Here is a 14,433-nt window from a genome sequence, read left to right on the forward strand (position 1 = left end):
TTTTGTTTTATTCGTCGCTATTTTTAGTTTCTTGAATTGTAGGTTTAATTTTGACGTCATGCAATTTATCTTCTGCTTCGCCTAAGATCATTTCTTCTTTATCTCGTTCTAATTTCTGCACTTCTTTATTTGATAAATGTCTTAGTACAAAATAAGGACAACCAAAATTACAATATTCTAATATATAATCTTGAATACTTGAAAAACGCTTCGATATTTCAGCTTTTTTATTTGAATCTTTATAAAACCCTTTTAAGCGTAATTGGTCATATCCAAAATCACCCACAATAAAATCGTATTTATCTAAAATATCAGAATATCGAGAAGCAAATATTTCTTCTTCAAAACAATCTCGATAGTCTTCGATGATTTCAAAATATTGTTGATCCACTTTAATCATACTTTGTCACCTTTAATTCGTATAATAAAAACTTAGATTACACATCTATATATCAATGTGCAACCTAAGTCATTAGTAAATTGATTTGTCTCATTCAAATTAATTTTGTTGTAATTGTTCTTCACCAAGACGATGTTTTTCTTTAGCCGCTTCGTTAACTTGTTCATCTGCATGGTATGAACTACGTACCATAGGGCCGGCTTCACAGTGTTTGAAACCTTTATCCATAGCTACTTTTCTTAATTTACCAAATTCTAATGGTGTATAGTATTTTTCAACTTTTAAATGCTTACGTGATGGTTGTAAGTATTGACCGATTGTTAAAATGTCTACATCATTTGCACGAAGATCATCCATTGTTTCATAGATTTCTTCAACAGTTTCTCCTAAACCAACCATTAAACTTGATTTAGTAGGAATATCTGGTTGTAATTCTTTAGAACGGCGTAGGAATTCTAAAGTTCTTTCGTAAGTCGCACGTGCACGAACTCTTGGAGTTAAGCGACGTACTGTTTCGATATTGTGGTTTAAGATATCTGGTTTAGAAGCCATTAATGTTTCAAGTGCTTCATAATCACCACCCATATCTGATGGTAAGATTTCGATTGTCGTGAACGGATTACGTTCACGTACTTTACGTACTGTTTCTGCATATACGTTTGAGCCAGCATCTCTTAAATCATCACGTGCAACTGCAGTGATTACCACATGTTTTAAGTTCATTAATTCAACTGATTCTGCTACACGTTCTGGTTCATTTAAATCTAATTCATTAGGCAAACCTGTTTTAACTGCACAGAAACGGCAAGCTCTTGTACATACTGCACCTAGAATCATAAATGTAGCTGTACGTCTAGCTCCCCAACATTCATGTATATTTGGACATTTTGCTTCTTCGCAAACTGTGTGTAGATTTTTTTCGCGCATCATTTTCTTGAGGCCAATATAGTTTTCATTCGTGTTAAGCTTAATTTTCAACCAATCTGGTTTACGTAAGATTTCTTCATTTTTAGTAGCCATAACAACGTATACCCTCCTGTATCATCTATCTTTTCTTATTATAACGAAATTTACATTAAATTAAAACGTAATAACCTATAATTTTCATTATCGCCATATATTCTATTATTTTAAAAAATTCAGTTTACTTAAGCATATGCTTTATAAACTTAATAATTTATCTTTAAATATATCTCTTAAAAATTCAGGCATTATATAATCAATGGATAACCCCTTCAACATTGGGAAATATCTACCGAATGTATACATATCTACTGTGCCTAATGTGTACATCTTATCATTATCAATTTCTTCTCCAGCAACAAAAAATTTATCTTCTGATTGGATAAAACCACAATGATATAAGACATATCCTCCAAAAATATCGCCTCTAAAACCAAGACCTTGCGCATGTTCATGCATGTATTCTTGTTTTTGGCTTTTAATGATTACATCAATCAGTTCTGAACCTTTAAGTCTAACACGTACTAGGTTAATTGGATGTGGTAACATTTTATGAATATCATATTCTGTTAGCTTATCTGCTTCAATACCTTCGACAAGTAAGCCGGCATTAATAATGGCACAGTCTGCATGCGTAAATTCATAAACACTTTCAGCTAATAAATAGGTTGGTTTTGTAATAACATCTGTTTTACTCATCAAATTAATTGGATGATCAATTACTGGCGTACTCATTAGGGCTTTACCTTCAGTCTCATAATCTGTTTCAACTAATGGTAAGGTTTCAACGGGATATATCACAGCCTTTTTATCTACGACTTTTTTATTTTCTATCGTTAAATTGACTTCGCCTAAATAATAACCATATTTACCTGCTGCGGCCATTAACACGCCATTATTCATTTCTCCTTCATCAAAATGATGATGTGTATGGCTACCTAATATGACATCAATTTCAGGTATTTCTTGGCATAGCTTTTCATCAAAAAAGATACCAACATGGCTCATGACAATAAGAACATCATAATTACCTTGTTGATTTGCAATTTCATCTTTAATGGCTTCTAGTGGATCAGTAACAATCCAATCCAACGCTCGATAGAATGGCGTAAAAGGTGCTGTTGCAGCTACGAATAAAATTCGAACGCCTTCAATGTCTTTAATACAAGACGTCGTAATATTATGAGGTAAGTGTCCTTGCTCATCAATGACATTCGTACAAATCACTTGAAAATTAGCGTCATTATATAAGTTATTTAAAGCCTCATGTGAAATGGTCATACCCTCATTATTACCAATCGTTGCAATATCACAATGAGCCGCATTAAGAAGGTCCACATTTTTATGACCTAACGTTGCTTCGGTTACTGGTGCAGATAAATCGACATGGTCACCAATATCTAAGTAAAGAGAGGGATGTTGAAGTTTGGGTCTGTGTTCTGCCATGTATGATGTAATACGTGCATATTCGTTTAGATGACTGTGAATGTCATTCGTATGATAAATGGTTAACTTCACTTAAATTCCCCCTATATCTATTTAAAGAAAAGATTTAATAATTAAATATACACCCATAATTAACATAACTGTACGTAGTAATGTGACAACTGTTTCTGATTTGATAGAGCGATTCACACGTACACCAATTTGAGCACCAATGTAACTTGAAATAATTAAAACAATCGAATATGACCAAGCAACATGTCCTTGTAAAATATGACCTATTGAACTCATCACACTTGAAAAGAAGATCATCATCATACTTGTTCCCACTGCAACATGAGGTGGAAATCTAAATACAATCAACATCAATGGCGTCATCAAGGTGCCTCCACCAATACCAAATAAACCAGTTAAAATACCAATTAAAAGTGTTGCAAAGAATGCAAATAATGGTGGCACACTATAGTGATATGTTTTACCTTCCGCGTCAACATATGTCTTGCGGTATTGTTCTTTATCAAATAATTTAAATGGTTTAATTTTATGTCTTACCATAAGTATGATGGCAACGATAATCATAAAAATACCAAAATATAAATTAAATGAATTTAACGTTAAATATCGACTTAAAAATGAACCAATCAATGAGCCTGGTAATAATCCGAACAAGAAGATAGATCCATTTTTAATATCGACCTGCTTCGTTTTCAAATATCCTAAAGAAGAAGATAATCCTGTGACGATTAGAATTACCGATGATGTCCCTATCGCAATCTGTGGCGTTATGCCATGCAATAAATGGTGTGTAACACCGAGATAAACAAGTGTAGGTACAATGATGATACCACCACCGATACCAACCAATGAACCTAAAACGGCCGATAATAGACCAATAATTACTAATAAAATAATTGTTACTAACATTATAATTTCGCCTCTTAGAATAGTTTTAGTTGCTGAGGTGCTAAGCCCTCATAATCTATATCTAATATTTCTTGATATGTTTTTGCATTTTGAGCAGCATGACCACCCGAATTATTATTAAAGACAACATAAATCTTTTTAGCTTTTTGTTCTAAAATCTTAACCTTATTAGCTAAATCTGTTAATTCTTCTTTATTATAATCGTATAAATAACGCACATCTCGCCATTCTTGATCCGTCATATCCTTTTTTGTCCAACCATGTTTATTTCTTCCATGATAACGAACAAAAGCTGTTTCTGTCGTAATTCGATTGATTAATGGAACAGAGCCGTCTTTAACTTGTGGTTCATCAACAACTGCATGAATAATGTGATGTTCTGTTAAAAACGCTAGCGTTTGTTCCTTAAATTGCGTATTAAACCATGATTGATGACGGAATTCGACGCACATTGGAATATCTGCTAATTGTTGACGTACGTATAAAATATAGTTAATATTTTGAGCGTTACAATCAAACCATGGTGGGAATTGAACAAGCACCATGGCCAATTTATGATGTTCAATTAGCGGTTGCAACATTAATTTAAATTGTTCAAACAACGCACTGCGCGTTTCCGCAAATGCTTTATAATCTGCATGAAGTGTCAACGCTTGATGGATTTTCACTATAAATTCAAAACGTTCTGGTGTTTCTTTAATCCACTTCATGATGTTACGTTCGGGTTGGATGGCGTAATAAGAGGCATCAAGTTCAACAACAGGAAAGTGACTTGCATAGGTTAGTAACTTATCTGATTGACGTTGTAAGTCCTCATACAAAGTATCATGATCTCCCCATCCAGTAAGACCTATATTTATCATTGTTATCACCAGCTATATGATACCATATTCATTTTTAAGTTATCACTTGTTCCATACTAACTTTACATTTTCTTATTATTTTTGAAAATGCAGCACCCTAAAGCTCACATCATTTTCTAAAAAATAAAAACTACTGCACAGCCTTCAAAATATCTTCAACTTGCGCAACGAGATGGTCCATTAAATGAACAACCTTTTGTGAAGTAGCTAAACGAGGCGATTGACCACTCCACATATGCGTCCATTCACGTTTATCGTGTGAAGCAGCTGTCTTTCTAATTGAATTGGTTAATTGATTCTGTATAGGATATGGAGGGATTTCACCTTCATATTTCGACATTGTTTCAACAAATTCATTATTAATACCACGGGCAAATTTACCGCTAAAGACATCCGTAACCACTGTATCCGTTTCTTTACTATGAAGTACAGCATGTTTAACTAGGTCATTGGCACCACTTTCTTCAGTAGTTAAGAAAGCTGTACCCATTTGAACACCTTGAGCTCCTAGTATTTGACTCGCTAAGATACCACGACCATCCATAATACCACCCGCCGCAATGACTGGTATGGATACCTGATCAACAATTTGAGGAACTAAACTCATTGTGCCGATAAGTGGTTCATGGTGCTGCTTTGCAGGTAAGAAAGATCCTCTATGACCACCCGCCTCACTACCTTGAGCAACCACTACATCCATACCTGCACGTTCGTTTTCTATCGCTTCATCGACAGAGGTCGCAGTACCAATTAACATAATATTCGCATCTTTAAGTTGAGTAATAGTATCTTTCGAAGGTATGCCAAAGGTAAAACAACATATTGGTACATTATATTTAATGATTGTGTCAATTGCGTTTTGAAATTGTTGCTTTTCAGAAATATTGACTACTGGTTCTTCAAGATTTAGCGCCTTGCGATATGGTTTTAACCATGCATTCATATGTTCTACTTGCACATCTGAATATGCATTATCACTTGGTACAAACAAATTGACACCAAATGGTTGTGTCGATAATGCTTGCACTTTTTGAATTTCTTGCTCTAACTTTTCAGCTGTAAAATAGCCTGCACCGATGCAACCTAATCCACCATTATTACTTACTGTCGCAACCAAATCAGGCGTTGTACTTCTTGCCATGCCTGCTTGAATAATAGGATATTTGATATTTAATATTTGCGTTAAATGATTGTCATACCACATTTGAATATCACCTTTTCTTTATTTTTTTGAGGCCATCGATGAATATTTGAAATTATTTAAATTATTCCCTACACCAATTTTCACTAAACTTTGCAATTTTTTGAAAAATAATAGCAAGGCTTGAACTTTTGTAAAGTTTGCCTTGCTTATAAACTGTTGAATTAATCATAAAACGCTTATTCAATAACTATGAATTTGATAATGCTGACAATACATTTTCAGGTGTGCCTATATCTAATCTATCATTAGGAAAGCACTTTAATTATGATACTAATCTATTTATTAAATCGAAATCAAAAACAAAAATTGCCATAAACAGAAAATCATTGGTCGAAATACCAGTCCGGGAAATTTACCTCTCTTATTCCATAACACTAAGTCAATAATGAAATAGATAACGATTAAAAAGGCTGAGATTAAAAACATAAAGCCTCCAAATCCTAATAAATTCTCTACTGTTCTAGCTAATTCTTGTGACGTCATCCATTCTTTACTGTGAATAAATTTTATTTTAGCTGACCAGGCAACGATGAAATAAGCAGCTCCAATTGAACCAGACCATGCATTTATTTTGGCAGTATGCAATTCATCTTTTAAAGATTTCATTTCTTGGTTGGTCATTTTATTCGTCTTACCATGTCTAGATTTTACAAATTCTAATTTTGTTTTAAGAGGACGCTGCATTAGGTAATGACTAGATAAATAGCACATCCATAAGAAAGGAAGCATCGTTACGATAAAAACCATATTATATCTTTGAATTTCCTCACCAGAAAAATGTATTAACAACTCAAGTAATGCTGCATAAATTAAAAATATTCCCAAATACCAAATTTTCTTTTTCTTCTGAACCTTTTCTAAACTAAACATTGCTACAAAGGCCAAACCAATTGAACCGAAAAACAGTAAAACATATTCAACAAGATTAATTAACCAATACCAATTCGCATAAAAGTCAAACATTGTAGAGTCCTCTCAAAACATGTATTTTATTAAATCTATTGTTATTTTCAATATTATATAAAATTATATCATAATAAAAATAAATAATTAATATAAAATATGTATTGGATAATCTAAGATATAAAAAAGTACCAAAGTGTTGATATGATACATACACTCTGGTACTTTTTATAATTTTATCGGAAAAGATTAAACGGTATCGATGATTAGCCGATAGAGCCTTCCATTTCGAATTTAATTAAACGGTTCATTTCTACCGCATATTCCATTGGTAATTCTTTAGTGAATGGTTCGATGAAGCCCATTACGATCATTTCAGTCGCTTCTTCTTCAGAAATACCACGGCTCATTAAGTAGAATAATTGTTCTTCAGATACTTTAGAAACTTTCGCTTCATGTTCTAATGAAATATTGTCATTGAATACTTCATTGTATGGAATTGTATCTGAAGTAGATTCATTATCTAAGATTAATGTGTCACATTCGATATTAGAACGTGCACCTTTCGCTTTACGTCCAAAGTGAACGATACCACGATAGATAACTTTACCACCATTTTTAGAAATCGATTTAGATACAATTGTTGAAGATGTGTTAGGTGCTTTATGAATCATTTTGGCACCAGCATCTTGTACTTGGCCTTTACCAGCAAAGGCGATAGATAATGTACTACCTTTCGCACCTTCACCTAAAAGTACACAGTTAGGATATTTCATCGTTAACTTAGAACCTAAGTTCCCATCTACCCATTCCATGTTACCATTCTCATGAACAAATGTACGTTTTGTAACCAAGTTATAAACGTTGTTAGCCCAGTTTTGAATCGTAGTATAACGTACATGTGCGTCTTTATGAACGATGATTTCTACTACTGCTGAGTGTAATGAACTTGTAGTATAAACTGGTGCAGTACAACCTTCAACGTAGTTCACTGATGCACCTTCATCAGCAATAATTAATGTACGTTCGAATTGACCCATGTTCTCTGAGTTAATTCGGAAGTATGCTTGTAATGGTGTATCTAATTTAACATTCTTAGGTACATAGATGAATGAACCACCTGACCATACAGCTGAGTTTAATGCTGCGAATTTATTATCAGCTGCTGGAATAACAGAAGCAAAGTATTCTTTGAATAGTTCTTCATTTTCACGTAAAGCACTATCTGTATCTTTAAAGATGATACCTTTTTCTTCTAATTCTTTTTCCATGTTGTGGTAAACAACTTCTGATTCATATTGAGCAGAAACCCCTGCTAAATATTTTTGCTCAGCTTCTGGAATACCTAATTTATCAAATGTACGTTTAATTTCTTCAGGTACTTCGTCCCAAGAACGTTCAGTATGTTCTGAAGGTTTAACGTAGTATGTGATGTCATCAAAGTTTAATTCTGATAAATCGCCACCCCATTGAGGCATTGGCATTTTATAGAATAATTTTAAAGCTTTAAGTCTGAAGTCAAGCATCCATTCTGGCTCTTCCTTCATATTTGAAATTTCTCTAACGATATTTTCAGTTAAACCACGTTCTGATCTGAAAATGGAAACATCCTCATCGTGGAAACCATATTTGTAATCTCCAACATCAGGTGCTTTTTTAGCCATTTCAATCACTCCTTAAATATATTTAAAACGACGTGCGTGAGATTTTTAATATTTATTATTGTCTATTGTCATTGTAACAATATGCAACCTTCATAAAAAGTCACAAGTGTAAAAAGTTAAGATCAGATTAATAATTAAGCATTTCGTCATTTATAAATGCTCAAGTCATGACCTGTATAGCAACAATTAGGTAACTATTCTTCTGTTGTACCTTCAGCTTTACCCTCTTTTTCAACTGTGCCTTTTTCAAGTGCTTTCCAGGCTAATGTTGCACACTTAATACGTGCTGGAAATTGAGATACACCTTGCAGTGCCTCAATATCGCCCATCTCTTCAGTTATTTCATAATCTTCACCAAGCATCATCTTAGTGAATTCTTGACTCATTTGCATTGCCTCGCCTAGTGAATGACCTTTAACTGCTTCAGTCATCATAGATGCACTAGACATTGAAATTGAACAACCTTCACCTTCAAATTTAGCATCATTGATGACACCATCTTCAATGTCAAATGTTAATCTGATACGGTCGCCGCAAGTTGGGTTATTCATGTCTACTGTCATTGAGCCATTGTCTAAAACGCCTTTGTTTCTTGGATTCTTATAATGATCCATAATTACAGATCGATAAAGTTGATCTAAATTATTAAAATTCATAAGAGAAAAACTCCTTCGTTTGTTTCAATGCTTCAACAAGTTGATCTATATCTTCTTTAGTATTGTAAACATAGAAACTTGCACGCGCAGTAGATGATACGTTTAACCATTTCATTAATGGTTGTGCACAGTGATGTCCAGCTCTAACTGCCACACCTTCTGTATCTACTGCAGTAGCAACGTCATGCGGATGAATATCGGCTAAATTAAAGGTAATAACACCTGCACGACGTTCTTTAGGCGGACCATATATTTCAAGTCCTTCAATTGCTGACATTTGCTCATATGCATACTCTGTTAATTCTTTTTCATGTGCATGAATCGCATCAAAGCCTAATTCATCAATGTAGCGAATTGCTTCAGCTAATCCAATTGCTTGTGCAATGATTGGTGTACCCGCTTCAAACTTAGTAGGTAAATCTGCCCATGTAGCATCATATTTACTTACAAAGTCAATCATGTCACCGCCAAATTCTACAGGTTCCATGTCTTTGAGCAATTCACGTTTACCATATAAGACGCCAATACCTGTAGGACCTAGCATTTTGTGACCACTAAAGCTAAAGAAATCGACATCTAAATCTTGAACATCTATTTTCATATGTGGTACTGATTGTGCACCATCAACACTAATAATTGCACCATGTTCGTGTGCTACTTTAGCGATTGCTTTGACATCATTAATTGTACCTAGAACATTAGACACATGTGCAACTGCGACAATTTTAGTGTTGTCATTAATTGTAGCTTTAACATCTTCTAATCTTAATTCACCTTCATCTGTCATAGGAATGAATTTAAGTGAAGCATTTTTACGTTTTGCTAATTGTTGCCAAGGTACAATATTGGCATGATGTTCCATTTCAGTGACAACAATTTCGTCGCCTTCTTTAATATTTGCATCGCCATAACTATGCGCAACAATATTAATTGCTGCTGTCGTACCTCTAGTGAAGATGACTTCTTCAAAGTATTTGGCGTTAATGAAACGTCTAACTGTTTCACGGGCACTTTCGTAGCCATCCGTTGCAAGTGATCCTAAAGTATGAACGCCTCTATGAACGTTAGAATTATATCGTCTATAATAATCATCTAATACGTTTAACACTTGTACAGGTGTTTGACTTGTAGCTGATGAATCAAGATAAGCTAATCTGTTTCCATTAACTTTTTGATCTAATATAGGAAAATCTTTAAGGATTTCCTCAACGTTTAATGAAGTTTCGGCCACTTTATTTCACGACCTTTCTTATATTAAAAATCTCTTTTATAGTTCTATAGTTTTATTTGTTAACTTTAAGCTCAATTACTTCTCTTAATTGACGTTTAACATCTTCGATTGGTAATTCACGTACCACTGGATCTAAGAAACCGTGAATAACTAAACGTTCTGCTTCTTTTTGAGAAATACCACGACTCATTAAGTAGTAAAGTTGTTCTGGGTCTACTCGACCAACTGACGCTGCGTGTCCTGCTTCTACATCGTCCTCATCAATTAATAAGATAGGGTTGGCATCGCCACGAGCATTTTCAGAAAGCATTAATACGCGTGATTCTTGGTTTGCGATAGATTTCGTACCACCATGTTTGATATGACCAATGCCATTGAATACTGAAGATGCACTTTCACGCATTACACCATGTTTCAAGATATAGCCGTTTGTTTCTTTACCGTATTGAACGATTTTTGAAGTTAGGTTAATCTTTTGATCACCAGTACCAACAACAACTGATTTAAGTTCACTTGTTGAACGATCACCGATTAAATTAGTTGTATTATCAATAATTTGACTACCTTCATTCATTAAGCCTAACGCCCAATTAATTGAAGCATCTGCTGCTGTCGTACCACGACGAATGATGTGTCCAGTAAAGCCTTTGTCTAAATAATCTACTGAACCATACGTAATATTTGAATTTGCACCTGCGATAACTTCAGATACGATATTAAGTTGATTACCTTCACCACTTGCAGTTGATAGATAGTTCTCAACGTAAGTAATTTCAGCACTTTCTTCAGTTACGATAATAACATGATTGAAGAAGCTAGCATTCTCATCGTCATGTAAAACAACATATTGAACTGGATCTTCAACAACAACATTTTTAGGTACATAAATAAATACGCCACCATTGATAAGTGCAGTGTGAAGTGCAGTTAAGCGATGTTCATCAACAGTTACTGCATCTGTCATTAAATATTTTTGAACTAAATCACTGTGATTTACTAATGCTTCTGACAAGCCTTCAATAATCACACCATTGTTTGTCGCTTGTTCTGACACTTGTGTATAAGCTAATGCATTATTATGTTGAACGACTAAGTTTTTTGTATTTTCGACATCAATAATATTTTTAATTGTATCGGGAAGTTCTGATAAATCGTTAAATGATTTACCTTCAACATTATGTTGTTTGAAAGAATCGAAATCCCATTTTCTTAATTTAGTTTTATCTGGTTTAGGCATTTCTAAAGTTTCTGTTAATTTCAAAGCTTTTTGACGTAATTCTGTCATCCAAGAAGGTTCATTGTGCGCTTTAGAATAATCAACAAGTTGTTCTTCAGAAATGTTTAAAGTTTCAGTTGTCATAACTCTTTTTTTCCTCCTACTTGATGAAAATTTTATCGACTGTAGACAATCAATACTCCACTTTTAATTTCTGAAAAGTATAATGTCTCGGTCTTACTTAATTAATCGTTTTACTTTAATGTTGAAAGTACATTGAAGTATAGTTTTGTTTCATCAGCAAAGATGAACATTTGCTAGATTATCCTTGAGCACCAAATTCTTCTTTAACCCATTCATAACCTTCTTCTTCAAGACGTTTAGCTAATTCTGGACCACCAGATTTAACTACTTTACCGCCGTACATAACGTGTACTTTGTCTGGTGTAATGTAGTTTAATAAACGTTGGTAGTGTGTAATCATTAACGCACCGAAGTCGTCTCCACGCATTTCGTTGATACCTTTAGATACAACTTTTAAAGCGTCGATATCTAAACCAGAGTCGATTTCGTCAAGAATTGCAAATTTAGGTTCTAACATCATTAATTGTAAAATTTCGTTACGTTTTTTCTCACCGCCAGAGAAACCTTCATTTAAGTAACGTTGAGCCATATCTTTATCAATATCTAAGAAATCCATTTCTTTATCTAATTTCTTGATGAATTGCATTAAGTTAATTTCTTGACCTTCTCCACGTTTTGCATTAATTGCTGAACGCATGAAGTCCGCATTCGTTACACCAGTAATTTCTGATGGGTATTGCATCGCTAAGAAAAGACCAGCTTTCGCTCTTTCGTCAACTTCTAATTCCAAGATATTAACGCCGTCTAATAACACTTCACCTTGTGTTACTTCATAAGTTGGGTGACCCATGATTGCAGATGATAATGTTGATTTACCAGTACCATTAGGTCCCATAATTGCATGTATTTCGCCTGTATTAACAGTTAAATTAACACCTTTTAAAATTTCTTTATCTTCAATAGACACATGTAGGTCTTTAATTTCTAATGTTGATGCCATTTATATTCCCTCCGTGTAAATATAAAGTTTTCTTAACTAGTTTATAATAATTTTAATTTGTAGTCAAAAAGACTTTGTGTACTTTAATACACTTCATTATAACGTAATTAGTCCCTAATATAAACTTATTAAAACTCTAAATTAGACTCATTATTTAACTAAAATAATTTTTATCTAGTTAAAAATTATTAATGAAACTGATAATCAGAAGCCCATGGTTCTCAATAGAAATATTTTCGACACAATATTTAGTGATGATAATTATTATTAAATATATTATAAATTTACAACCTATATATTTTATTATTTTTGAAATTTCTGTTATTATGCAATTTAATCTAATTTAGAAAGGAGACATTCATGCAACATTTTAGGTGGATTAATATTTTAAAAGGTTTTGGTATGGGAACGACAGATTTGGTTCCAGGAATTAGTGGTGGTACGATAGCTTTACTACTAGGTATTTATGATGGGTTTATTTCATCCATTAGTGGTTTATTTTCAAAACGCTTTTGGCCTAGTTTGAAATTTTCACTTCCTATATTAATTGGTATGGGATTAGCTATTGGTATCTTAAGTAATTTAATTAATTATTTATTGGAGCATCATCAAGTTACAACGATGTTCTTCTTTACTGGACTAATCATTGGGATTATCCCTTATTTGTTAAGGACAGCGAATTTTAAAGACACATTTACAGCAAAACATTACGGTGTATTAATCATTGGCATTATTATACTCGTAGCAATTACATTAATGAATTCAGGTAATCAAAGCGCTGACACATTACTTCATTTATCTTTTGGTCTTATTATTAAATATTTCTTAGCTGGTGCGTGTGCTTCAAGTGCCATGTTATTACCTGGTATTTCAGGATCATTCATGTTACTAGTATTTGGTGCTTATGGAACGATAATGTTAGCGATTGCTGATTTAGTTAAATTGAACTTTGACGGTCTTCCAATTTTGCTCATTGTAGGATTAGGTGTATTAGCAGGATTTTTATTATCTAGCCGTATCATCAAATACTTCCTGCATCATCATTTTGTCACTACATTTGCATTAATAACTGGTTTCGTTATTGGTTCAATATATGCCGTATTCCCTGGCCTACCAAGTAACGGTATTGAATGGATTATTTCAATGATTACTTTAATCTTAGGATTTATCGCAAGCTATTGGATTGGCCAAATTACAGATGATAATGCGTAAAAGTAAATCGGACAGGTGAATCAATAATTCATCTGCCCGAGTTTTTTCACATAAAAAAAGCACAAGTGCTTAGCACTTATGCTTCAAATAATCATTAAATTATTTATTGTCGTTGTTACCTTTTACTTTATCGATAAGGTCGTTTGCTTTATTTTTAACGTTTTCTACAGCTTCTTTAGCTTTACCAGAAGCTTTGTCGTTTTGACCTTCTTTTTCTAAATCTTTATTGTCAGTTGCATTACCAACAGTTTCTTTTAAGTTACCTTTTGCTTGTTCAAATTTATCTTCAGCCATTATAAATTCCTCCTTGATAGACTGTATGTCTTAGTTATTTGTTAAATACCCCTTAAAATAAATCATAAACATTATTTTTAATATATTGTGTTTAATTTGTCATTTATTCCTATAATAATGTCCCTATTTCAAATATAATGAACATGAATTATTTTTGTTAAAAGAGGTGTGAGGACTATGAAATTTATTAATTTTACAGCTATGACTGAGAGTGGTTTAAATAAAAAGGTGAATCGCTTTTTAGATGACCAACCTTATATCGAAATTATAAAGTTTGATTATACCATGGGTTCAAGTGGTGTGGGTGTTGGTATACTGTATAAAGATAGAAATTCATTTTAAATCTCACTACATTAATAACCTCCGTAGTTATCCA

At 33.3% G+C, this 14,433-nt stretch carries 15 protein-coding genes; 2 read left to right on the top strand and 13 right to left on the bottom strand.

What is annotated here, in order from left to right; translation table 11 throughout:
* Positions 1 to 7: 7 nt before the first annotated feature.
* The 12 genes from HYI43_09490 to sufC all read right to left on the bottom strand — a co-directional run bounded on the left by HYI43_09490 (position 8) and on the right by sufC (position 12,551).
* Positions 8 to 400 carry a DUF1027 domain-containing protein gene (locus HYI43_09490; protein UDI78773.1) on the bottom strand — a complete coding sequence of 131 codons (393 nt, stop codon included), beginning with the start codon at positions 398 to 400 and terminating at the stop codon, positions 8 to 10.
* 99 nt (positions 401 to 499) lie between these two features.
* A complete protein-coding gene (gene lipA / locus HYI43_09495) occupies positions 500 to 1,420 on the bottom strand; it encodes a lipoyl synthase (protein ID UDI78774.1) in 921 nt (306 codons plus the stop codon).
* 141 nt (positions 1,421 to 1,561) lie between these two features.
* Positions 1,562 to 2,881 (bottom strand): bifunctional metallophosphatase/5'-nucleotidase, encoded by a 1,320-nt coding sequence (locus tag HYI43_09500; GenBank protein ID UDI78775.1) that lies wholly within the window; start codon positions 2,879 to 2,881, stop codon positions 1,562 to 1,564.
* A gap of 21 nt (positions 2,882 to 2,902) precedes the next feature.
* A complete protein-coding gene (locus tag HYI43_09505; protein UDI78776.1) occupies positions 2,903 to 3,730 on the bottom strand; it encodes a sulfite exporter TauE/SafE family protein in 828 nt (275 codons plus the stop codon).
* A 14-nt stretch (positions 3,731 to 3,744) separates the two neighbouring features.
* The gene (locus HYI43_09510) at positions 3,745 to 4,593 is read right to left on the bottom strand and encodes a DUF72 domain-containing protein (GenBank protein ID UDI78777.1); all 849 of its coding nucleotides are present in this window, start codon (positions 4,591 to 4,593) and stop codon (positions 3,745 to 3,747) included.
* 130 nt (positions 4,594 to 4,723) lie between these two features.
* Positions 4,724 to 5,797 (bottom strand): nitronate monooxygenase, encoded by a 1,074-nt coding sequence (locus HYI43_09515; protein ID UDI78778.1) that lies wholly within the window; start codon positions 5,795 to 5,797, stop codon positions 4,724 to 4,726.
* A 282-nt stretch (positions 5,798 to 6,079) separates the two neighbouring features.
* Positions 6,080 to 6,760 carry a DUF5080 family protein gene (locus HYI43_09520; protein UDI78779.1) on the bottom strand — a complete coding sequence of 227 codons (681 nt, stop codon included), beginning with the start codon at positions 6,758 to 6,760 and terminating at the stop codon, positions 6,080 to 6,082.
* A gap of 206 nt (positions 6,761 to 6,966) precedes the next feature.
* On the bottom strand, positions 6,967 to 8,364 hold the full coding sequence (gene sufB, locus HYI43_09525) for a Fe-S cluster assembly protein SufB (protein ID UDI78780.1): 1,398 nt from the start codon (positions 8,362 to 8,364) through the stop codon (positions 6,967 to 6,969).
* Positions 8,365 to 8,558: 194 nt separating this feature from the next.
* Entirely contained in the window at positions 8,559 to 9,020 is a 462-nt protein-coding gene (locus HYI43_09530) for an SUF system NifU family Fe-S cluster assembly protein (GenBank protein ID UDI78781.1), read from the bottom strand.
* Complete coding sequence (locus HYI43_09535) at positions 9,010 to 10,251, bottom strand: cysteine desulfurase (protein UDI78782.1); 1,242 nt, start codon at positions 10,249 to 10,251, stop codon at positions 9,010 to 9,012. Before HYI43_09535 ends, HYI43_09530 begins: the two co-directional genes overlap by 11 nt.
* A gap of 52 nt (positions 10,252 to 10,303) precedes the next feature.
* Entirely contained in the window at positions 10,304 to 11,611 is a 1,308-nt protein-coding gene (sufD, locus tag HYI43_09540; protein ID UDI78783.1) for a Fe-S cluster assembly protein SufD, read from the bottom strand.
* A 178-nt stretch (positions 11,612 to 11,789) separates the two neighbouring features.
* Positions 11,790 to 12,551 carry a Fe-S cluster assembly ATPase SufC gene (sufC, locus tag HYI43_09545; protein ID UDI78784.1) on the bottom strand — a complete coding sequence of 254 codons (762 nt, stop codon included), beginning with the start codon at positions 12,549 to 12,551 and terminating at the stop codon, positions 11,790 to 11,792.
* 360 nt (positions 12,552 to 12,911) lie between these two features.
* Between sufC and HYI43_09550 the strand changes: the two genes are divergently transcribed.
* Positions 12,912 to 13,763 (top strand): DUF368 domain-containing protein, encoded by an 852-nt coding sequence (locus tag HYI43_09550; protein UDI78785.1) that lies wholly within the window; start codon positions 12,912 to 12,914, stop codon positions 13,761 to 13,763.
* Positions 13,764 to 13,862: 99 nt separating this feature from the next.
* Here the strand turns inward: HYI43_09550 and HYI43_09555 are convergent, their stop codons facing one another.
* Positions 13,863 to 14,060: a CsbD family protein gene (locus HYI43_09555; protein UDI79296.1), complete on the bottom strand. Its 198-nt coding sequence runs from the start codon at positions 14,058 to 14,060 to the stop codon at positions 13,863 to 13,865.
* A gap of 174 nt (positions 14,061 to 14,234) precedes the next feature.
* Between HYI43_09555 and HYI43_09560 the strand changes: the two genes are divergently transcribed.
* Complete coding sequence (locus HYI43_09560) at positions 14,235 to 14,399, top strand: hypothetical protein (protein ID UDI78786.1); 165 nt, start codon at positions 14,235 to 14,237, stop codon at positions 14,397 to 14,399.
* Positions 14,400 to 14,433: the final 34 nt, after the last annotated feature.

The sequence above is a fragment of the Staphylococcus taiwanensis genome, from assembly GCA_020544305.1.
In the GTDB taxonomy this organism is placed as follows: Bacteria; Bacillota; Bacilli; order Staphylococcales; family Staphylococcaceae; genus Staphylococcus; species Staphylococcus taiwanensis.

Excerpts from the sequence above, each read along its gene's own strand:
- HYI43_09490 (UDI78773.1), bottom strand. The coding sequence starts at position 400 with ATGATTAAAGTGGATCAACAATATTTTGAAATCATCGAAGACTATCGA.
- lipA (UDI78774.1), bottom strand. The coding sequence starts at position 1,420 with ATGGCTACTAAAAATGAAGAAATCTTACGTAAACCAGATTGGTTGAAA.
- HYI43_09505 (UDI78776.1), bottom strand. The coding sequence starts at position 3,730 with ATGTTAGTAACAATTATTTTATTAGTAATTATTGGTCTATTATCGGCC.
- HYI43_09510 (UDI78777.1), bottom strand. The coding sequence starts at position 4,593 with ATGATAAATATAGGTCTTACTGGATGGGGAGATCATGATACTTTGTAT.
- HYI43_09515 (UDI78778.1), bottom strand. The coding sequence starts at position 5,797 with ATGTGGTATGACAATCATTTAACGCAAATATTAAATATCAAATATCCT.
- HYI43_09520 (UDI78779.1), bottom strand. The coding sequence starts at position 6,760 with ATGTTTGACTTTTATGCGAATTGGTATTGGTTAATTAATCTTGTTGAA.
- sufB (UDI78780.1), bottom strand. The coding sequence starts at position 8,364 with ATGGCTAAAAAAGCACCTGATGTTGGAGATTACAAATATGGTTTCCAC.
- HYI43_09530 (UDI78781.1), bottom strand. The coding sequence starts at position 9,020 with ATGAATTTTAATAATTTAGATCAACTTTATCGATCTGTAATTATGGAT.
- sufD (UDI78783.1), bottom strand. The coding sequence starts at position 11,611 with ATGACAACTGAAACTTTAAACATTTCTGAAGAACAACTTGTTGATTAT.
- sufC (UDI78784.1), bottom strand. The coding sequence starts at position 12,551 with ATGGCATCAACATTAGAAATTAAAGACCTACATGTGTCTATTGAAGAT.
- HYI43_09550 (UDI78785.1), top strand. The coding sequence starts at position 12,912 with ATGCAACATTTTAGGTGGATTAATATTTTAAAAGGTTTTGGTATGGGA.
- HYI43_09560 (UDI78786.1), top strand. The coding sequence starts at position 14,235 with ATGAAATTTATTAATTTTACAGCTATGACTGAGAGTGGTTTAAATAAA.